Here is a 20,321-nt window from a genome sequence, read left to right as displayed (position 1 = left end):
GTGTTCCTTAAGTGGAACAGTTAGACGCAATAAGGGCGCTAGTCTTCTTCCTCTTCTTCCTCGAAGTGACTTTTAAGCTCCTCCCAGTCAATGGCACCGACGTTGATGAAGTCCTTGAGATAATCCGGCAAGTTCTCTATATCTTCCTCAAGTGTTGCTTCCGCTGCCTCTACATCCGCAACGCTTTCAGGGTTGAACCATAGGTTAATCAGCCATGTTTCCCTGTTTGTCCATCCGTTATATTTAGTCATTTTGTAATCTCCTAGTTATTGTTCCGATAGTGGAACTGTTAATTAAATATCTTTTAATGCTTTAGTGATTGCGAGCTGGGCGGCGCGGTATGACTTAGCCTTTCCCATGATGTAGTTACCCTGGGCGTCCTGGTACTGATAAGAGCATTCCGCCTTATCGAGGTAGCCATGTATCCAGCCTGATTTATATGAGTGAGTGAACATCCTTAAGCCTCCTATTGTTGTTGTTCCTTAAGTGGAACAGTTGATTAAAGAGAAAGGCCCTCACATAGAAAAGGCCCTTTTGTTTAATCTACTAACGCATTGTCCCTAAGGCATCCGCCGCGTTACCTAGTGTATACCGCTAGTCCGGTCTTGCATTGGTTCCCATTGTTCCAGAAGTGGAACTGTGAGTCAAGCCCTAAGTGAGCATAAAGTTATCTTGTGGTGCGGCCTGTCGGTGACACTATATGTAGTGTAATTAGTGGTTATGGATACTATATGTTGAACATATTGTGTTTACCTAGGGCGAAAACCACAATATATAGTGTTAAAAGAAAAACGCACAGATATTAGCAATATTGATTGAAAATACTTATCAATGTTTAGCTAATCATCAATAAAACTGATAAGACGAAAAAATAAGCCGCACAGGCCAATCCGGGCGGTACTTTAGGCACTACTTAGGGCCGCTCTGGACTATACATCCAAGGCATACCCCTAAATATCAATAGGTTAGCGCGCGGTCGTGTACATTATGCGCACACGGGAGCCGCTTTAAGCCCTAGTCCGCGGGCCTCCCAAAGCTACCCCTAGGCCAGCCACCCAGCTACCCCACCGGGGGGATAACTCAGCGGCGACCTACCGAGGTGACACTTCACATTTTTGTAGTAAATTTTTGACCCTAAGGATACACTCGCGGCCACCCATAAGGAGGAACTGCGTGAGTACCCCAAAGGCGATAATCATATCATCCATCATTATAGGTGCCTGTCTGTTGATGGTTAAAACCGAGTATAAGTTTGAGACTATCTCTCTAGGGATAAGCGGCAAGGTAGCCATAGTTAATAAAGCTACGGGAGCTACTCGCCTGTGTACCTTACGTCTTACCCCATCTGTCCCAGGAGTAGGGGCTGAAGAGTACCTAGACTGTGGTAGATAACTAATATCATCATCACATCAGTGAGACAGTCTAAGTAACACTTAAGGTAACACCTAAAGTCACACCTTAGGTAACACTTAAGGTTATCTTTAGGTGTACAGTCTAGGTATATTTCACCCCTGGTCTCCCTATAGTGGGCACTTAACCCCCCACTTATTGCGTAAGTCGATGATCTATATGAAATAACAAGCCATTTTGAGAATGCAAAGGAGCGATTATTTTAAGGCCGCTAAGGGGGTAGCCTAGGGCGACTCTTTTAAATCGCTCCTAGGGCTACTCTGTGCGCTGTGGGCACAGCTATGCGTCCTGTTAATGCCCTGTAGAACTCCAGGTTGTGGCCTTAGGTTTCATCCCAAACACATGCCTGGAGAAGTTCTTCAGCTCGTCGTCCATGGCTTTCTCGCGGTGGGACCGGAGTACAGTCTCCATATTGCGATCCATCGCTTCAGTCCAATACTTCACGGCGATTGCCAGGGCGTCCAGCCTATCGTCGTGCTTAAGGCATCCCCGATCCTTTGTGATCCTGGTCATCTGGTACATGAGCTGGTACTGGGCGTCCTCGCGCTTAAGGTCTTCCCTAATGACTGCTTCGGAGAACACTAGGCGATGCTGATTCAAGACGGGTTCTAGCGTGTCAATAATCCTGCGTTCCTTTTGGCCGACCGAGCGTACCTCCTCAACGGTGCAGGGGTAGCCCACTATCGCCAGCCAGGGCGTGAACAGCTTCGTGAACATCCCATCCCCAAAGTTACTCTCAATCAGGATGAGCTTGACTTGATACTGCTTGGCTACCTCGGCGAGCTTCCGAAGGTTCTCGTCGGTATAACCCCCAGCGAGGCCCGAGGCTGCGGGGCAGTACAGCATACCGTTCAAAGATTTCACCACGGCATAGCCCGTCTCATCGGAGCCACGGCCTGAGGGGTCGATGGACATTACCGAGCCTGTGTATCCTGCGAACTCCTTCGAGATAAAGATAGGCTTCTGGTACCTATCGCCAGTAAAGCCAACACTCGGTAGCTGCTGAAGGACATTCTCCTGGGAGCCGCTCCACGCTACCTTAACGGGGGCGACCTCGTTATCCACGTCTAGGACGATCAAGTCGCGGAGGCGTAGAGGGTAACGATCAGCGTCACTTAGAGACGTGTCCAGCATGAACTGAAGGGCGAACCCTGAGCGGCCATAGGACGCTTCGCGTTCCATGAGGTCAATATCTGTGAAGCGCTTGCGATCCACAGAGGTACCTACCAGGGAGGCATCGCGCTCCAGGCGGTCATTCACAAAGGGAGCTAGGCGTCCTTGGTACTTCTCCAGGTCTTTCAGCGCGGGGAACCTCGCAGTCCATATGCGAACCTCATAGCCTCTATCGGGAAGGAGGTTGTAAATGGACATCTCCGATTGAGGGGTACCCAGGAAGATGATCCGCGCTTCTGGCTTGGTGGATAGCAGGGCCTCGAACTCCTTGATCTGCGTAGCCAGCTTGTCACGCATGGATTGCGTCAGGGAGTTGCTAGGCACCTCAATGTCATCCGGGATGATGATGTCCGCACGTGAACCTGTGAGCTGGCCTGTGATACCGAGGGACTTAACCGAAGGTGCGTGGGAGTTACGCGCTGGCCCAACATCGAAGGCCACCATTGAGTCGCGCTGGCCGTTCCTCGGTTTGAGGTGGGCAAGCTCAGGCATCTCAGCAATGAGGCGCTTGGTGAACGCTGAGAAGTCATCAGCGCGTCCCTTTGAGGCGGACACTACGAGAATCTTTAGCTGCGGATCGTTGAGGAGGAGCCAGCAGACAAAGGCTGAGGTAATCCAGCTTTTACCTACGCCCCGGAACGCTTCAATTAAGCAGCGCTTTGGGCCGTGCTGGAGGTAGTTCGCAATGTCGTACTGTACGGGGGTGGGGTCTGGAAGGTTAAGATGTTTCCAGACTAAGAATAGGAAGTTTCTAAAATCGGCTTTAACCGGGTCTGTTACAACCTTGGCTGGTATATGATCCTCTCAAGTAACAAAAAGGCCCCAGTGCGTGTGCAAAGGGGCCTAGGTTCAACGATTAAGTAGCGGGTGCTACATTGGTATTGCTCAGGTTAAGAACGCGGCAATAAGCGTAATTGCATCGTTCATGCCGTTAAAGAACGTATCGGCTGGTGGGAGCGGGGAAGGTAGGATGGACGAAGGCTCACTAGGCCCAGGGAGTGGGGGAGCCACCCAAGGTTGAACAATGGGTTCGCTGATAGGTTGCACGATAGAGGGTCTAACCCCGTCTGAGTACATGGGGGTGACTATTGGTTGTACTATCGGTTGGACTATAGGTTCTGCTAGTGGCACTTCGTGTCTCCTTAGTGAACGTCAGATGAGGCGTTCATTTGCTCAATCTCTTCTGCCCCAAATGGTAGCCCATGAGCCAGCTTGTGCATAGGGCTTCCGGGGACATCGAGAGCTTGAATGTTGTTGTCTTTCAGTAATTCCCTGGCCTCCTTGAAGAAAGCGGCTGGGGCGGGCGCTGTGTAGACAGTACCCTCCTTATCCACTACAGGGACGCCGTTCTTAAGCACCTCTGCCAACTTCTCAGCGAGGATTGGTAAGAGGGCTTCAAGCGCTGCTTTAGATGCTTTAGCCATTACCTGTGCCTCCCCCTGTGATGCGGGCGAAGAGGGCCTCAAGAGCGCTGGTGCCTAAGGAGGCAAGCATAGCTGCCACGCCAAGCTGTCCCGCGAAGGAGAGGGTAGGTACGAACACCAGGACAGCAGCAGCGGACATACCGAGTGCGCCTGAAGCAATAGCGCGTCCTACACAGACACGCCAAGTGAGTTTCTCATTGGTGGTAAGGAGTTTTCCTACGCCCACCAGGACGCCCATAGCACCGAGGCCAAGGACGCCCTTAGTTGCGTCGTCGTGAATCATTCGTTAGGTGGTAACTCTAAAGGAAGCTGAGGGTCTTCCTCAGTGAGGGACTCATGGAGAGCCTGAAGTTCTTCCTCAGAGGGGAGGGGTGCTGTGTTGTGTATAGACCAGCCAATGGTGAACCCGAAGCGCTGGTGGTAGGTTGCGCCGGGGTCGGCTGCGAGATTGAACGTAGGGACGCTCTCCCACAAAATGTAGGAAGCCCCAAGCCTATTGAGAAGGGGGCCTAAGGCATTAAAGTCCACTGTCTACCTCTTCGATGTATATTCTGGAAGACATCTTCGCCGCGAAGTACCGGGAAGTTGCCCCGTTAATGTTTATGGCCGTTGCGACTCCGCCGCCACCTGCCCTTAGTGAGAAATTGACAGGCGCGAGTGATTCCGTGATGAACGCATATGTTCCCCGTTGAAGGGTCATGTGGCCTGTGCCTGGGGAAGTAACTGCGGAAACTACAAGAGCGTCAGGAATACCTTCTTGACACAAGAAGACCACAGGGGTGATAGCGCCGCTGCTGGAGGATGCCCATACCTCGAAGGTTATGGCTATTCTCGAACCTATTTGAGTTGGGGTAATGCTGGCAGACCATATCTGCTGCCCTTCAGTTATTTGGGGGATCGTGTCGTCGAGGGGTACATTCCCCGCGACTGAAGCCCTTTCCCAAAACGCTACGCTTCGGTTTTGAAGAAACCTCCCCGCCACCTGAACTAGGTTTTTACCGCTCAAGACGGGCAGGGTTCCTTCGTCCGCCAGGGCTACTAGGTTTCCCGCCCCTGCGCCTATCTCAGTACGTGCAGCTTCTGTCAACTCAAGGGACTCTGAAAGCGCCTCTAAGCTCGACACGCCCGTCCCGCCAGAGGTGACTGGGAGGGGTAAGCTAATAGCGGACGCACTATCAGCCGCTTCCGCCGCCGCCTCTGTAGCAGCTTCCACCAGCCCTTGTAGCTCCTCCAATGCTCCTCCAATGTCTGTCCCCTCCATGATTTCCTGGAGAATGAACAGCATCTGGAGGCTATCCAGGTTGGCTACTTGGGCAGGGAACCGAGAGCCATCGTTGAATGAAACTAAGCGGGAACCCTTAGGCGTGTCACGGATGATCCTTACGGGTTCATTATTTGCGGGCGCTTCTGCGAGTTGGAACTGAGTGGCTGATAGCCAGACCACCTCAGCAGGAGTCTCGCTGGCCGTGCCCACATAAACTTTAACGTGGGACTTATTTATGTAGGGGAAGGGCACTCCAAAGATACGATTGGAGCCGTCCCCATATGCTATATGACGTGATAGTGTCACGTAATCCTCATAGGTTGCGTTAAAAAGAGAGACCCTAGGTGTTACCCTAGGGCCATGATTTATTGTGGCTGCAAGACCTCAACCACAGGGGCACCAATGAGTGCCCTTGCAGCGTTCATCTTGTCCTCCATGAAGGCATCCTTCAGCTCGGGGAACTCGTTGAGGAGGAAGAGCTTTGCGGCCTCCTTTGCGCGGCTATGGAGCACTTTAATCTGCATCTCCTTGCCGCCCACGTAATCGCCCTGAGCCTCGCTTAGAGACTGATACTCGGGACTCTTCACGTACTCCCTTAAGAAGTCCTTAAAGCCTAGTCCGCCGAACACCTTAGCCTCATTCCCTGCCAAGGCAGCGTAGCGGTCGTACTGCTCAGGGGTAAGCTCAATGCTTCTCCCTCGGGCACTGTTGCCGATGGTGCGTGATGGCGGCTCAAGCTCAATGTTCAAGCGTGAGATTTCAAGGGCTGCCGGGTTGTCGCTCAGGGGACTCTCGTAGATAGGCGAAGCAATGTCAGGGCCTAGACCGCCCTTGTATACAACAGGGTCGCCAAAGACATTCCTACGCGGGGGCAGGGTGTCGCTCATCCCTGGTACAGTGTTTCGTACCGCGTCCATGTAAGACCACACCTCACGGGCGATAGGGTCTTCCTCCTTACGGATAGACCGTTGGAGGCTGGAGAACGGCGTAAAGGATGCAGCAAAGTTCCTTGACCAACGCGTGAGTGGGTCGATGTTACCGTCGCTACGGATGGTGTCCGAGATAGCGGTAATCAGGTCAACCAAGCCGGACAGGTAGGACTTAGCCCCTAAGGATTGACTCAATGCCACCACTGCGAGACCCGCGGCTTCATCTGCTTGTATGTCGGAGAGTTCCCCGGACATATTGGCAAAGTCAGCAGCAACGCCCAGGAACATCCCTACAGGGTCAAGGCGGTTATAGGAGTAGTAGGTATCACCTGCCTTCACGGAGTAGGACTGTATCCCGGCCAATTCATCAGCCTTGGAGACATGCCCAGTGATTAACCCTTGTGAAGCCAGGTATGCACCAGCACCGTACAAGGCACCGCCCACGGCCATCTTAGCGGCCACAGCGTCACGCCTAGCGCCACCAGCGGCCCACTCAGCGCGGACGTTGGAGTTCAGTAGGTTGACGCCTGGGGTTCTCTCCCAAACATACGCCATGATGTTCCCTGGGGTATTCATGAAGGGGATCAGGTAGCGGCCTGGAAGTGTCTGTCTCAGGGCGCGAACGCCTGTGCTAATGTCGCCGGTAGAGCGATTGGTAAAGGTACCGATACGTGCCGCCTCAAGGGCCTCAGCAGAGATAGCATCACCAGTGATAGGGATGTCGCGTCCTTCAATCAGCTCGTTCATACGCTGCACCAGGGCGTCACCCTCAAGGCCCTCACCCTTGGCAGTCTTGTAAGCGTTCGCCTTGAGGTTGCCTCGGTAGTGCATGGACTTGAAGAGTTCGTCCGTGGTAATCAGCGCACGGCCAGGGAGGCGCACAAGGGTACCTAAGGCGTCCACTGTGTTTGCAGCCCAAGTGTCGGCCTGGAGTCCAAAGTTAGCGCCTGTGATGGCGTTGACGCTGTTGTCCAGCTCGCGGGTTCCATAGGCCGCGTTGTCCAGGACGGGAGTGCCAGAGCCTAGCGCTTGCCATGTATTACCAAACTCATCCGCATTGGCACGGAGGGTATCAGCAGCGCCGGAGAAGTTACCCGTTAGGGCTTCCCCGCTTGCCTTGCGTACAGCCTTAAGACCCTCGCTGGTAATGCGTAAGGTATCAATCAGGCCCTCAGCCATACCGAACGCTTGCGCCTGTACTTCACGCAAGCCTACTCGGTCAGCAGCACCACCTCGGAAGATGCGCCCTACAGCAGCGGCAGTGCCTTTCTCAGCGATACTCATCGCGGCAACCAGGGAGTTACCTAGGGCGTTCACAGCGTGGGTAGCGGGGCCTGACAAGATACCGTTAATCCACATCTCATAGACAGCGGATTCGCTCCTGGCCCAAGCACCACGGCGTACCATAGCGTTGAGCTTCTCAGGGGTATCAGCCATAGCGAGCTTACGGGCCAGCTCCTCGTTGACCTTACGGCCACCCCAGGCTTCTAACAACTCGTCCAGCTCGGCCACGGCCAAGTCAGCGGAGTTTGCCTGGATACGGAAGGCGCTCAAGGCACGGGCAATCTCGGTCTGTACCCCCTTCATTTGGGCTTGGATAGAGGCGTGTACCGCCACTTGCTTACGGAATGCCAGAAGGTTCTCTACGTCCCCACGCTCGGCCAGCTTGGCTAACTCCACGGTCTTCTTAGCGGACGCATTGAGCAACATACGGTTGGCCGTTACGCGGGCTGCAAGGTTCTCAGTGTCACCATAGAGTCCCTTGTATGTCGCCGCGAGTGACTCAGGGGTGGAACCCAGGGCCTCAGCTAGGCGCTTGGTCTCCGCCAGGGATTGAACCCCTCCGGTCGCCACCTTAATCTCTTTGGAGAACATGGCGCTGGTGGAGTCCATGAGGGATTGAATATCCTCAGCACTGTCTAGGTGGGCGAAGTTGAAGTCGGAAGCCTCAACGGTTTCCGCCAGCTCGTCCAACTTTCCCTCTTTGGCGATCCGCACATACTCATCAGCCTTGGCCTTAGGTATCTTCACGGGTGCCTTCTTTGGGATAGGCGATATGCCAGCAACCTCAGGGCGGCTTAGGGACTTTGCTACAGGGTGGTAGCTCTTGGCTACGTCCTCAATGGTCTCTTTGGCTGCACCTTGAGGGAACCCCTTGCGATACAGGGTACGGCCACCGATAGCGCCAATAGCGGCCAACCCTAAGCGTTGACCTAGGCTTGCATCATCCTCAGCCGCATTGAACCCGGCTACGCCACCAGCCACGCTTGAGGCTGCATCTCCAGGGGTACGCACTAGGTGTTTCGCTAGGCGTCCCGCTGATTGAGCGGCATCAAGGAGAACACTAGGGTCGATGAAGCCACCTTGTCCACGGCGAATGCTGGTGGGTAGGATGATCTTTGCATCGGCCAGGGCCTGGGTGTTGCTGTCGATACCCCTTAGGATGGCCTCTACGGACTCTTCCCCAGGCGTTGCCGGGAGGATGATGTCATCGAACAGGGATTCTTGAAGCTGGCGATACGCTCGTAGTACGGCCAAGTCTTTAGCGGAACGCCTAAAGCCCGGCTTCTCCATTGCCGCTTGAACCTGCGTCTCAAGGTCAAGCATTGAGGGAGACGCAGGGGCGTCCTTGCTTACCGTAAAGCTACCATCGTCCATATTGAGGTACAGACGGTCTTGTCCCCTAGGGGTACTAAGGCGCGCCTCAGCAGCTTCAAGTGTCCCCTGGAGTTCCTGAGGGAGTGCCTTAGCGTCAACCTCGGCTTGCCTTAGGGCTGCTACCTCCTGCTCATCAACCATGAACTTGAATAGGTCAGCTATATCAGAGTCGGCACCGTTGAAGGCTTCCTCCAGGTCTGCCTGTCTAGCTTGTACATCAGCCTTGGGTCTAGAGGCACCTGTCAGCTCTTCAATCTGCTGGGCTAAGGGAACCTCTGAGGCTGGCTTGATGTTGTCCCTTACGGCCTGGGTTGCTTGTTCTTCTTTGGCTGCCGCGGCTTTACGCATCTCAGCCAGGGCGTTCTTGCTCTCGGACTTGGCCCCAAAGTAAGCCTTGGTTGCCTTGATACCCTGAATGGTACCGTCAAGGGCTACACCGATACCGAGACCTTCCAGCATGTTCTTCATGCGACCCTCGTACCAAGTGTCATTGTCGTTCGCTGCTAGGTACTCCAGCACCGCGTTGCCCTGGGTGGACTCGAAGGTGTCCAGCACGAGGTTGGACAAGCGTTGCTCGTGGGGGTCAAACGCTACGAAGTCCGTAGCTGCACCTGCGGCGGCTGCTTTGACTGGAGCGCTTGCGGCCTTTGCCCAGGAGAGGGCCTTGAGTGCCCCCGTGAAGGGAGCGACAAACTGCGTAATCGAACGGCCCACCTTGGAGGGGGTGCCCTTGGTTGTCACCTCAGGCCACTGCGGGGTAGCGAACCTGTAGTTGAATAGGTTGCCTGACAGGGCGTTGGTTGCGTCGTAGAGCAAGTCTGTCGCTGATTGGGCGACATCTCGGGCTGCACCTAAGGGAATGCTCACTGTGTCATTTACGGCATCCCCCAAGGTGTAGCTGGACTCAGGAGCCTTGGGAGTGGCTGCCGTCTGCGTAATGGGTGAAGTGGAGGGAGGCGCTGGCGGACTGTCCCAGCTATCCAGGTCATCGTATTGTTGCTGGATGGTAGCTGAATGTTTCTCCTTCTTTATCTCCTGAAGACTGCTATCGAGCGAATCGTTAGGGTCTAGTTGGGCCATTAGTTGGTGTCGCTCCTAGTTTAATTTCTTTGAAAATGTTGTACTGGTACTGGAAGTCAGCATCGCTTATCTGCCCGCGCTGATGAGCTTCCTTCAGCTCCCTCGGGGACTGGAACCTTAGGCTTCCCTGAAGGGGGTGGTTTGAACGAGCACCCTCTACGTCAGTAGTCAAGAAAGACTTCGGGAGCATCTTTGCGTACCGTTGGGAAAGCTCGTTTGCCAGCTCCTGGACTTGAGAAGGCTGTAAGCCCTGTGAACGCTGGGATAACTCAAGGAGGGCATTGGCCTTAACCTGGGCAGCCATTTGCTTGTCGCCTGTGGGAATCCCAGGCATCATACTGTCTGGCGCGGTTAGTGTCCGTCCTAACCAATCCTCTGCGGCTTGGAACTGCGTCGATTTATACACAGTTCTTTCACTTGCTTGGGCTTGAAGTGCTAACTGTCGCTGGGAGGTCTGGAAGCTGTTCACATCATTAAGTAACTGCTGAGTCTGGCTGTACGAGATACGCCGTGAGAGGGACTCATTCATTACATCCTGAATCCCAGCTCTACCCGTGTAGATACGGGCTAGTAGGTTAGTAGCATTCACGCGCTGCTCTGTAGTCTCCTCTAACTGGGACATTTTGGAGAGGCCGGATAGCTTGTTAGTCCACTCGCTAATTTCGCTCGGGAGGAACAGATTAGGCTGCTCCGTCACCAGCTTCTTGAACTGGGCTACAGCATCCCCATACTCACCCGTCAGGGCACCTGTAAATACTGACTGTAAGGCTTGCTCCTGGCGTTTCTCACGGTCGGCTTTAAGCTGCTTCTCGGCGGCTGTAGTCATCTGGAGATATTGCGTCTTGGCGTGTATCTCTGCCGCGTCAATCTTCTCCTTCCAGGCAGGGTTAAAGTACATCCCTGGGGTACCGTCAGGCTTGTCCTTCTTGAACTGCTCGAAGATCGTAAAGTTACCCTTGTTGCCGAACTCCTTAGCGGCCAGGAACTGAAGCTCCTCGAACTTGGCTTCACTCATCTTGAAGTTGGTAGCGAACTCTTGCTTCTTCGCTGTGATGAACTCATCCGGTACAGGCAAACCTTGATCCACAAAGGCCCCCATGCCCAAGCTAAGGTTCTTCATTGCGTTGGTCGCTACGTCTTCCTGAAGCTTATCCCAGCGCTGCTTGGTGTACTGGTTAGAGAGCTGATTGATGGCCCTATCCATGATGGGGGCGTACCCCTCAAGGAATGACTTGTCCGTAGAAGGGCTAGCCTTGTTCTTGAGCCATCCCTTAACTGTCCCCTGGAAGTCATCCGTGTCGGGGTTATAGTTTGTCTCAAGGTAGCCCTGAAGCTCGGCCATGTCCTCTGCTGCCGCATTGGTACCCTTGATCTTCAAGTACCCATGTTGGTACAGCTCGGCGTCTGACTTAGGCTCCTCCTTAAGGATGGCATCTTGTTTCCCTTGCTCTACCTCCTGGCGGTTCTGCTCGTCCATACGGTTCTGAGCGAAGCGCTGGAGCGCTGGGTTGAGCGTAGAGAGTCCGCTAATGAAGGAGTCAAAGGTGGAGTCTCGGGTTGTCCCTATGATGGTGGTGTCTACCGGACGGGCCACCACGCGTTGGGCCTGTGGCCGGGAGATTGGATCAGCTATTCGAGTGCTGCCCAGGGTATTGCGTACTTCACGTACCATTAGGCGTTCCTCTTAGCTTTTTCTTTGGATGTTTTGTAGGAGTCATAGGCGCTTACCCCTGCGCCAGCAATTTGCAGCCCAGCACCCAGGGCACTCGGGCGCTTGATGGAGTTCAGACGAGTCTGGTTATTTGCTGCTACGCCCTGTGCCTCCAGCTTAGATTGCTTGATGGCGGACTGGCGATTGGCCTCAATGCTTGCTAGGTCGGTGCCCTCATTGAAGTATGACTCCCCTTCGATACGGGAGGCGGTATTTCCAGTCAGGCCGGACTCCCCAAGGATGGCCCTTAAGCGTCCGCGCTCTTGCATAGCCTCAATGGAGCGCTGTGATTTCTCATCGGCGGCGTTCTGATTGATCTGCTGTTGTTGTAGCGCCGCTGTCGCGTTAGCTTGTCGTTGGGATTCCTCTATGGACTTGGCGGTAGCTTCTGCTGAACTCATGCCCTGCTCGTATGAGGAATAGGCCCCCACGGCCGCAATGGCGAGGGATGCAATGGTCATTGGCTCACACATCTGCGGTTATCTCCACCTTGATAAATGTCTCCGCACCTACGGGAATATTCGCGGTTTCTTTGAAGCCTAGCCATTTTAGCCATCGGCGAGAGATAGTATTCCGGGCGTCTACCATGTTGACCATGTTTGGCGTAATCAAACGATAGAACTCAAGACGAGACTTGGACTCCCGCAAGAAGTCCCTCCTCATTGTCAACAGCGTGTCCGTAGCGAGGAGCCAGGGGAATCCCCAGCCTTCGCCTATGCCCAGGCCGAAGATTACGAAGGGGGTACCTCCCGTATCCACTGCTACGTTTGTGAGGAGAGAACCCTTAAGGGAGTCCGTTAGGGTAGCCCTCAGGTCATCCCCCCTTAACGCGATCATCTCATCGCGGTCTTGTTGCCTAAGATTGTCGGCAATAAAAAGCGCGTCCGCGAGGGTTGCTCTACGGACGCTGTAAGGTTTACTCAATTTATCTCCTTGTTGAAGAGCTGTACTCCCCCTTCCAAGTGGCTGACTGAAAGAAAGAGGGGAGGGGTGAATCGTTGATAAGCTCGATGGCTGCATCGGTGGAACGGCACCGCACTGGAAACGTCAGGCGTCCTGAGCTAATGGTCTCTTGGCCCAGCCTAAAGTCGTCGTCCCCGATCACTCTTCCCGTGTATGGATAGACTGCCTTTTGCCGTGCTTTAGGTGTCACCTCTGTACGGAAATACCCCGTGTTGTGGAACCCGACCGTGAACGTCCTGAGTTGGAGCCGACCGGGGATTACAGACAGGTTTTCCTGATTGCGTAGGAACTGCTCGGAGAAGCGATACTTGAATGTGTAGGGACGCCCTATGTATACCTCGTGCTGGCTGTAATCGCCTATGGCCTCCACGGAGTCTAGCGCGGGGCGGGATACGGTAAGGACAGTCCCTGCGGACGGCCCGAAGCCGGGGCCAGTGAACACCTGGAGGAGTTCTTCCTCGTAAGGTAACTCCCAGGTTGTCACGTCGCGGTCAGCATCGTATGTACCCTGGAGGAACAACTTTCGATCAAGGTAAACGGCGTGGTTGAAGCCGCTATCCGCCTTGCCCTGCTCCAAGTCCATACGCTCTAGGTATACGCCATCCTCGCGCTGTATCACTAGGGAAACGATAGTGTTGAGCATGTCGAAGCTCAGGATTTTATCGTCAGGCCCGAAGACGAATTTGTTCCAGGCGGACTGTAACTTCTCTTCGGAACCCCAGTAATATTTATAAACGTACAGGGCGTTAGGCTCATCCCTTGAGGCCACTAGGAGTACATCCTCCCCGGAACTTGTAGCCATCTTGAAGACGTTCCCTGGGAGGTACCTGGGGACGTGAGCTGTGATGTCCGCCGCGTCATTGGTATAGCTGTTACTATCGACGTAGTATTCCCGGACAGTAGCGTAGGTAGTCTTGTCCAGGACGAAGAATACGTTCTGCCCAGCAGCCACAGGTCGGGCCAAGGGTGAACTCTCGAACTCTGTTACGGGTTCCAGTTTAGCTGTCTTAGGGGTCAGCACTTCACCAGCTCCAAGTTGGAACTGGGATTGATCCGAGAAGAGCATCAAGGTTTTATTGAACGGGATTGCAAAGTTCAATAAGGAAACCTTCGTGTGTGCCGCTGAGGTATCAATCGGGTCTGAGTCTAGGACAGACGTGACGGTCTCGCCCCAAAAGTTGAAGTACCGCCCACTACGAGACAGAATGATTGATTCGTCAGAAAGGAACCCTAGGCGGTTACGGAAGAACAACACGTCTGAGATAGTGCGACCCACGAAAGAGGGGATAGGGATGGAGTCATCGTCCCCTACCAATCGCTTTTCCCACTGGACGGAGCTAAAAGTAAACGTGCCGTCTGCCTCCCGTACTAGCTGGTGCGGCATTGTGGTCGGGTCAAAGGCGACGCTTGCGGTAGGATCGGCGCATTCAATCCAGACCGAACTCGCGCTGCTCCACATAACGTAGTACGTTGAGCGTTGCGTAGTGGGGTCGCCTTGGATTTTCCACATATCACCATCAACCTGCCCGCTAGTAGGTAAGTCCGAGAACTTTTGCTTCGTCCCCTTGAAGCCCTGCACTACGCTATACCTCGGGGTTCCGGTTGCAGGGCCTAAGGCGCTCAGTGTGCGCGTGTCATAGACATAAGTGGTGGTGGTAGGTACTGCTACGACAGGTGCCGTAGAGTTGTACTCCTCAGGGGTCGCCCCTTCTACACGAACAAAGGCTGAGGTGGTTAGGGTATGCGCTGCGCTTGTTGTAACTTGGGCACTATAGGGGGTTATGTACCCTGTGCCTAGGATTTGATTGGTAGCATTCCCCTCTGCCAAGAATAGCGGGGAGACGGCTACAATAGCGAGAGACCTTGCCGATACAGCACCTGTAACCGCCGTGCTGGAGACTGTGAGGTCATAACCCGCTAATTGGTGTATCTTGGAGCTGTCCGCCCTGACAACATTTGTCAGTCTGAATTTGCCTCCCGGATAAAACCCTGGGGTGCCGTTGGGTACTACAAAGGTCAAGCGCCCGTTGGTTCCCGCAACATGCGTCCATTGGATACCTACAGATGTGCCCAAACCGAAAGGCGTATCCACCTTATAATCGAATGCAGCAGCGGAGGAAAACTTGATAATACCTGTAACCTCCACACCGTCATAAAGCCTACCGAAGAGTTCTTGAGTCATCTTCACTATGCGCTTCTTATTCACCACGAAGCTGTAGTCGGCCACGGTTACTACTACAATATCGTCTGCCGTAGCGTCAGCGAGATAGGAGGCGTCGTAAGGGCTATTTACTGTTTTCTCTTCTCCTGTGAAGAGGTCGAATACCTTAATGACTCCTTCAGCAATGAATAGCGTGTAGCGCTCGGTCTTGTCCCGGTTGAGCGTGGTGACGAAGGCTGAGTCCATCTGTTCACTGGTGATCTTAGCGACATGCTCTGTAGGTGCGCGTTTGCCCAAACCCAAAGCAATCGTTGGGTATCCGTTCTCGGAGACTTCGCCCTGAGAGGGGCTTCGTAGTGAGGGGGACTGCTGAGATATGCCGTTGTAGAGATTCGGGATGTTACCTTCGACTCTACTCATCGAAGCCATACCCCCATAACGCTGTGGCTTCCAGTGAACATATTGTGATTCGCTGTGCTTCCCTCGAATTCTTTAAGGGTCGCCTGGGCTTGCTCTTCACTGTCACTCGTATATACAAGCGTGGTGTCCTCGCCAAGTTGTCTCGTCTGGAAGATACGCGCAGCGCGGATGGTGATGTAATACCGGGCTGCTTCAGGTAACTCATCGAAAGGAAGCATAACCAGTAAGTCAGCCTTAACCGGGGCAGTGAACACAAAGGTTCTGTCCCTACGGTTGTAAAGTCGCTGCCCGCGCTGGGTAAGTCGTAGGTCGCTGAAGGCCGAGTCGGGGTGAACCCTCAGGGTATTTGGGGGTACCAGGATGAAGCCATCTGAGTCTACTGGGAGTGTTACATTGGGTTCTAGGTTGAAGTCCCACGGTTGGGTTTGTACCTCGCGGGAGACCTCATGGAGCGTTGAGATTGCCTCCGCAACATCCGCCAAGCCACTATCCTCAAGAGTGCTTACGGGCGACTCTGAGATAGTAGCGAGGAGAATGTTGACGGCCTCAAGCTCTGTGGTGGGAGTTAAGGTGTTTATGTCGTTACCCTATAACAGGCGTGTACCGCTCAATTGGGTGGACTGAGGATTCCAATTGGAAGCCCCTCAAGCTCGCTGCATTAGTGCCCGTTTGGTAAACGGCAACAAAGGCGTACAGGGGATCAGGAGAACTACGGTCATTGAGATTAACTCCCCAACTAGCGCTGCCCGCTCGCGCCCATGAAGTGAAACCTGCGGATGTCGGTACAACACCAACTTCCATAATCTGAGCTACTGTTGCGCTGGTAAACTCTGTATGCAAAGCGTTCTCAACAAGTAACCCGTTAATAGTTGGATTCTCGTCTCTGCCAATTATCAGCCCAACATAGCGGGTTCCTGAGGAGGTGACACGCATTGGCGCAGTAAACTTAAGGTGCCCGCCATCTTGGAAATAGTTTGCAGGTAACTTGAAGGCTGCTGCAATTTGCAAGGTAGCCGATACAATCGGGAACTGCACCACATCAAGCGCATTGTGTATCTGCTTAAAGTCTCCTACCAGAGCTTGTCCATCCGGCCACTCTTCATATTGTATTTCGACCTTAGTACCTATTGGGGCGGGCGCACTGACGTATACACCTTGAGAGCCTTTAGTCACGCTTTGGCTCAGCCCGTTAAATTTAACCTGAGGCGTGTTCTTGTAGGCGGGTAAGGGGTAAAACGTCTTAACGCCGTCTCCTACTTCATAAATAGTTGGCAATAAAAATCCTTTCTTAAATGAATGCTGCAATTGTGTTGATGTAACTTTCCACGGCAGAATGCAATGCCGCCATTTCAGCATCAGAGAGTCCTGCGCCAAGCGTGAATGCGCCTGTGGTATTACGGTTTGCAGAAGTGCCGCCAGCCCAACGAATCCCCCCAGTAAGTGTTTCTACCGCAACGGGACTGTCAAATGAGCTGAGTAGCACACCATTCAGGTAACGATGTTCAACGTCTTGGCTTCTCCTAGTACAGGACAAAGAGCCTGGGCCATCAATAGCTGGCATTACCGTTACGATATTTGTGCTCGCCATGTAGTTAATGACGGACGAGTTGTTCATGTATCTAACTGCAATGCGGTTGCTAGTCGCACCTTCGGCGTCCCGAGAACCCGCGTAGTTACCGTTATAAACAGTAAAGTATTGGAATAAGTGACAGTTATGCCTACTCACATCGTTAAGTAGAAATGTTGGGCAATTAACGTAGACGCCATTTGCTGTTGGCGTCATACCTCTATACGGTACGTGAGTGACGCTTGCGGCGGTCGAAGGATACAGCTCAGGATTTTTCCAGTTGAGTAGGTTGGCCTGTGGGGTGTGCATGGCTGCGGCCATATAGTCGATCTTATTCCACACGCCCGCCGCCTTCAGATCGACAATACACTTGTTAATCGCGGCGAGGTGTCCCGGCAAGGGCGCTTCTACCATCGCCGCCACAAGCGTGGTAGTCTCCGGCTCAAGTTCGGTCACTACCCGCCTTCTCCTAATAAGGCGCGACAGTATCATAGGTGATTCCAGTAGGAACCACCTGTGCGTACCACCCCGAAGACCTCGTACTGCACAGGGTCTGGTATGCTTGAGGCCCTCACTACGGTAACACCGGAAGCCCCCACAATGTTTATGGGAGTAGCGCCGGTTTGACAAACAGCGATGGTTTCACACTCTCGGGTGCCCAGTTCGGTATCTGTCGGGATCGTCAATTGCGTTACCGAGGAGGTGCAGAGTAATACAGCGCCTACATCATCGGCGGTCAGGGTACGGTTCTCCGTCACTATGACCATTCTGCTGTGATTCACGACTGGTATTTTTGTACCGTCCGGCAGGAGGATGCTCGGAGGACTTGTGCTGGTATCAATTTTAGCAAGCGATACGCCCGCATTTAGTGCCTCGTAGTCAATCTCTACGGCAGCACCCTTGGTTCCAGCACTGGCAAGAATCAAGGTGAAGTCGCCCCGTACAGTGTAGTCGGTTGAAGTCCCCGAAATTGTCACTGTTGGAGACCCCTTGAACGGAGGCATGTTCACTTCTCGGGTAATGCCGTCGGTGATAAAAGATAGTTTTGGCAAGGTTAATCCTTAGGTAAACAAAAAGGGGTACCCCCTGTGTTTTCACAAGAAGTACCCCCAGGGGAGACAAGCGCTAGGCGTTGCCGAAGAGTTTGGTACCTGCGGCAAAGCCACCAGTACCTGTAAAGATTTGCACCAGGAGTGCGTTGAGGTCGGCGCTAGGCTGGACAATGCGGAGAATCCCTGCACTATCTGTAAACCGCAAAGAGCCGTCATCATGAAACTCAACGGCTTTCGTTGCGATAGTAGCACCAGCGTCAGTCAGACCTCGAACTTGAAAGTCAAACCGCTTTGCCATAAGGATTAAGGCGTCGCCAGTTCGACAGCACCTTCAGCGCGGAGAACACCCGTACCGATTGCGTACTTTGCGACAATCAGGGTGCCTTGGCGGCGGATGTCATAAGCCATCTCGGTAGACAAGTCCATCAGCTTCACGGTGCCCACGGCTTGCTTGTTCATAATCAAGGCGCGAGTCTTGGAGAAGTCGCCACGGTACTTCGCAGGAATCTTCGCTGGGTCGAGGCCAGCAGCAGTGATGGTAGTGTCGTTGGTCAAGTTCAGGCCGTTAGGCAGGTTGTTGGTCTTAACCAAGTCGATGTCCGCGATGCGGCGAACAACACCGTCAGAGTAGGAGCCATTGCCACCCCAGTCAGAGTTAATGGTGTTGGTCGTCTGCACCAGCAGGTAATACTGAGCTGGCTTCACGAAGATGCTTCGGTCGGCCTTGGGGACATTCTTCTCATCCAAGGTTTGGGCACCAGCGAAGATACCGGAAGCAAGGGCAGAGCCGTCGGAGCCATAGTTGGCGTTGGTCAGTACGGAACCGCCTGGGAGACCGTTTACAACACTTGCGGAGCGCGCCGCCAGTACACCAGTGCGCAACACGTTTGCGTCCCAGTTCTCAGCCAGGAAGCGGCCAGCATCGGCGGAGTAGATGGAACGAACATCGTAGTGGTTCTTCGCCTCATCAATATTTGGGATGAAGATGTCCGCTACCAGCAAGTCATCAATGGTGATAACGCGCTCGGCAGCGTTCACGTTGCGGCCAGTCAGCTCAGTACCGGGAGTGTGGTATCCGCCATTCACGCGACCTGTGGCCGGGAATTGAGCGCTCTTACCGTGCTGGATGGTGCGAATCAGGTGACGGGACTCAGTAACGGTCTCCATCTCGAACGCGGTCAGGACTTCACCAGAGAATACCTTCAGGAACATCTCATCGGTTGGGCCTGTGGAGTTGATTTGACCAAGACGAATTGGATTGGCGTTTGCCATATTTTTATATCCTTAGTGTTAAACCCCAGGGACGGGGTATAGGTGGGAACACAAAGGGCCTCCTGGGAGGGTAGGCGGAGGCCCTAAATGGAAGGGAGGGTGCTACTTAGTACAGATTGGGAGATTGCTGAATCTTGCGCTCAACAGACGCGCGGAATGCGGGGTCTGTCTTATAGCGCGGGTCTTTCATATCAGCAGTCATTTCAGAGCGCGAGGCATAGCCTTTGGATACTCTGCCGCCGTTGCCTGTGATAAGCGCGGGGTCAGTTCCATTGGCAGCTTCATACTTAGCGCGAAGGCCCGCGATAGCCAAGCCCGTTGCTTCGATCGAGCCTTTGGTCACTTGGGAGTTAAACTCGGCGATCTCTGCGGGGGACAGGTTTGTAGCCGCCCAAGCAGTAATCACAGCGTATTGCTCTTTGCCACCTGCTTGCTCATATGCCTTCGCCTCGAAGAGGTCGGCCTTGGCCTGTTGGCCTGAGATGTAGTTGTCAACAATCTCGCGGGTAAAGCCTTTGGCTTCCAGGGCCTTGTAGGATTCGTCGCTCAGGGTCCCGTTGGTGTTGTACTCTTCCTGTAGCTGGGCGATGTCCAGTCCTGCCGACTCAGCGGCTGCCTTGGCTGCTTGCTCTTCGGTGTCCTTTGGGGGTTCATCCTTGGGGGTTTCATCCGTAGTCGTCTCGTCGGCCCCCTTAGCGGTCAGCTTGGCGTATGCCTCAGCGAATTGCTCGGGAGTGTCAAAGCCTTCAGGGAGCCATGCAGGACGTTCGCCCTCAGGCGCTGTCATGGCCTTGTCTGCTTTGTCAGCCATTGCCGCTTCGTACTCGGGGGTTCCGGGTACAGGGGCTTGTGGCTGTTCTTGAGTGCTGTTTTGCTGGCCCATCAGAAGTCGTACCGTACTGTTGCGGAGTCAACCTGGACAACTTCACGGGCAGAGCGCTCCGTAGCTGGGCTATCCTCGGGAACTACAGGTGCCTCCTCCTCAGGCGCAGCTTCGGCTGCGGCTTCAGGGGGGACTTCAGGTGCAGCTTCGGCTGCGGCTTCAGGGGGGACTTCAGGTGCAGCTTCGGCTGCGGCTTCAGGGGGGACTTCAGGTGCAGCTTCGGCTGCGGCTTCAGGGACTGCTGTTTCAGCAACCTCTTGCGTTTCCGCTGCTGAGTCCTCAGTTACTGTTTCGTCAACAGTAGGGGCCTCAGCCTTTGCGGCGGCTTTGGTTCGTGCCATAGGTTCCTTTGGG

At 53.9% G+C, this 20,321-nt stretch carries 17 protein-coding genes; all 17 read right to left on the bottom strand.

The window, feature by feature from the left end; genetic code table 11:
* Window positions 1–38 precede the first annotated feature (38 nt).
* On the bottom strand, window positions 39–251 hold the full coding sequence (locus tag ACWXTG_RS04905) for a DUF7249 family protein (RefSeq protein WP_480220908.1): 213 nt from the start codon (window positions 249–251) through the stop codon (window positions 39–41).
* Between the two features lie 1,450 nt (window positions 252–1,701).
* Window positions 1,702–3,378 carry a phage terminase large subunit gene (gene terL, locus ACWXTG_RS04900; RefSeq protein WP_480221212.1) on the bottom strand — a complete coding sequence of 559 codons (1,677 nt, stop codon included), beginning with the start codon at window positions 3,376–3,378 and terminating at the stop codon, window positions 1,702–1,704.
* Window positions 3,379–3,725: 347 nt separating this feature from the next.
* Window positions 3,726–4,007 (bottom strand): hypothetical protein, encoded by a 282-nt coding sequence (locus ACWXTG_RS04895; RefSeq protein ID WP_480220907.1) that lies wholly within the window; start codon window positions 4,005–4,007, stop codon window positions 3,726–3,728.
* Window positions 4,000–4,290, bottom strand: a complete 291-nt coding sequence (locus ACWXTG_RS04890) for a phage holin family protein (protein WP_480220906.1) — start codon at window positions 4,288–4,290, stop codon at window positions 4,000–4,002. Before ACWXTG_RS04890 ends, ACWXTG_RS04895 begins: the two co-directional genes overlap by 8 nt.
* Before the next feature lie 234 nt (window positions 4,291–4,524).
* Complete coding sequence (locus ACWXTG_RS04885) at window positions 4,525–5,577, bottom strand: phage tail fiber domain-containing protein (RefSeq protein WP_480220905.1); 1,053 nt, start codon at window positions 5,575–5,577, stop codon at window positions 4,525–4,527.
* A gap of 59 nt (window positions 5,578–5,636) precedes the next feature.
* Window positions 5,637–9,938 (bottom strand): hypothetical protein, encoded by a 4,302-nt coding sequence (locus ACWXTG_RS04880; protein WP_480220904.1) that lies wholly within the window; start codon window positions 9,936–9,938, stop codon window positions 5,637–5,639.
* On the bottom strand, window positions 9,919–11,610 hold the full coding sequence (locus tag ACWXTG_RS04875) for a hypothetical protein (protein WP_480220903.1): 1,692 nt from the start codon (window positions 11,608–11,610) through the stop codon (window positions 9,919–9,921). The genes ACWXTG_RS04880 and ACWXTG_RS04875 overlap by 20 nt, the downstream gene beginning before the upstream one ends.
* Window positions 11,610–12,110, bottom strand: a complete 501-nt coding sequence (locus ACWXTG_RS04870) for a virion core protein, T7 gp14 family (protein WP_480220902.1) — start codon at window positions 12,108–12,110, stop codon at window positions 11,610–11,612. Before ACWXTG_RS04870 ends, ACWXTG_RS04875 begins: the two co-directional genes overlap by 1 nt.
* 4 nt (window positions 12,111–12,114) lie before the next feature.
* Complete coding sequence (locus ACWXTG_RS04865; RefSeq protein WP_480220901.1) at window positions 12,115–12,573, bottom strand: hypothetical protein; 459 nt, start codon at window positions 12,571–12,573, stop codon at window positions 12,115–12,117.
* A gap of 1 nt (window position 12,574) precedes the next feature.
* Window positions 12,575–15,193 carry a phage nozzle protein gene (locus ACWXTG_RS04860; protein ID WP_480220900.1) on the bottom strand — a complete coding sequence of 873 codons (2,619 nt, stop codon included), beginning with the start codon at window positions 15,191–15,193 and terminating at the stop codon, window positions 12,575–12,577.
* Entirely contained in the window at window positions 15,190–15,771 is a 582-nt protein-coding gene (locus ACWXTG_RS04855) for a hypothetical protein (RefSeq protein WP_480221211.1), read from the bottom strand. Before ACWXTG_RS04855 ends, ACWXTG_RS04860 begins: the two co-directional genes overlap by 4 nt.
* A 4-nt stretch (window positions 15,772–15,775) precedes the next feature.
* On the bottom strand, window positions 15,776–16,549 hold the full coding sequence (locus tag ACWXTG_RS04850; RefSeq protein ID WP_480220899.1) for a hypothetical protein: 774 nt from the start codon (window positions 16,547–16,549) through the stop codon (window positions 15,776–15,778).
* The gene (locus ACWXTG_RS04845; RefSeq protein ID WP_480220898.1) at window positions 16,482–17,216 is read right to left on the bottom strand and encodes a hypothetical protein; all 735 of its coding nucleotides are present in this window, start codon (window positions 17,214–17,216) and stop codon (window positions 16,482–16,484) included. Before ACWXTG_RS04845 ends, ACWXTG_RS04850 begins: the two co-directional genes overlap by 68 nt.
* A gap of 32 nt (window positions 17,217–17,248) precedes the next feature.
* Window positions 17,249–17,812 (bottom strand): hypothetical protein, encoded by a 564-nt coding sequence (locus tag ACWXTG_RS04840; protein ID WP_480220897.1) that lies wholly within the window; start codon window positions 17,810–17,812, stop codon window positions 17,249–17,251.
* Window positions 17,813–18,115: 303 nt separating this feature from the next.
* Window positions 18,116–19,084 (bottom strand): major capsid protein, encoded by a 969-nt coding sequence (locus tag ACWXTG_RS04835; RefSeq protein WP_480220896.1) that lies wholly within the window; start codon window positions 19,082–19,084, stop codon window positions 18,116–18,118.
* 106 nt (window positions 19,085–19,190) lie between these two features.
* Window positions 19,191–19,967 (bottom strand): capsid assembly protein, encoded by a 777-nt coding sequence (locus ACWXTG_RS04830; RefSeq protein WP_480220895.1) that lies wholly within the window; start codon window positions 19,965–19,967, stop codon window positions 19,191–19,193.
* On the bottom strand, window positions 19,967–20,308 hold the full coding sequence (locus tag ACWXTG_RS04825) for a hypothetical protein (protein ID WP_480220894.1): 342 nt from the start codon (window positions 20,306–20,308) through the stop codon (window positions 19,967–19,969). The genes ACWXTG_RS04830 and ACWXTG_RS04825 overlap by 1 nt, the downstream gene beginning before the upstream one ends.
* Between the last annotated feature and the right edge of the window lie 13 nt (window positions 20,309–20,321).

Source organism: Methylobacillus sp. DLP286 (genome assembly GCF_056636515.1).
Note: the sequence above shows the minus strand (reverse complement) of the source record. Positions and strands in the feature narration are given on the sequence as shown.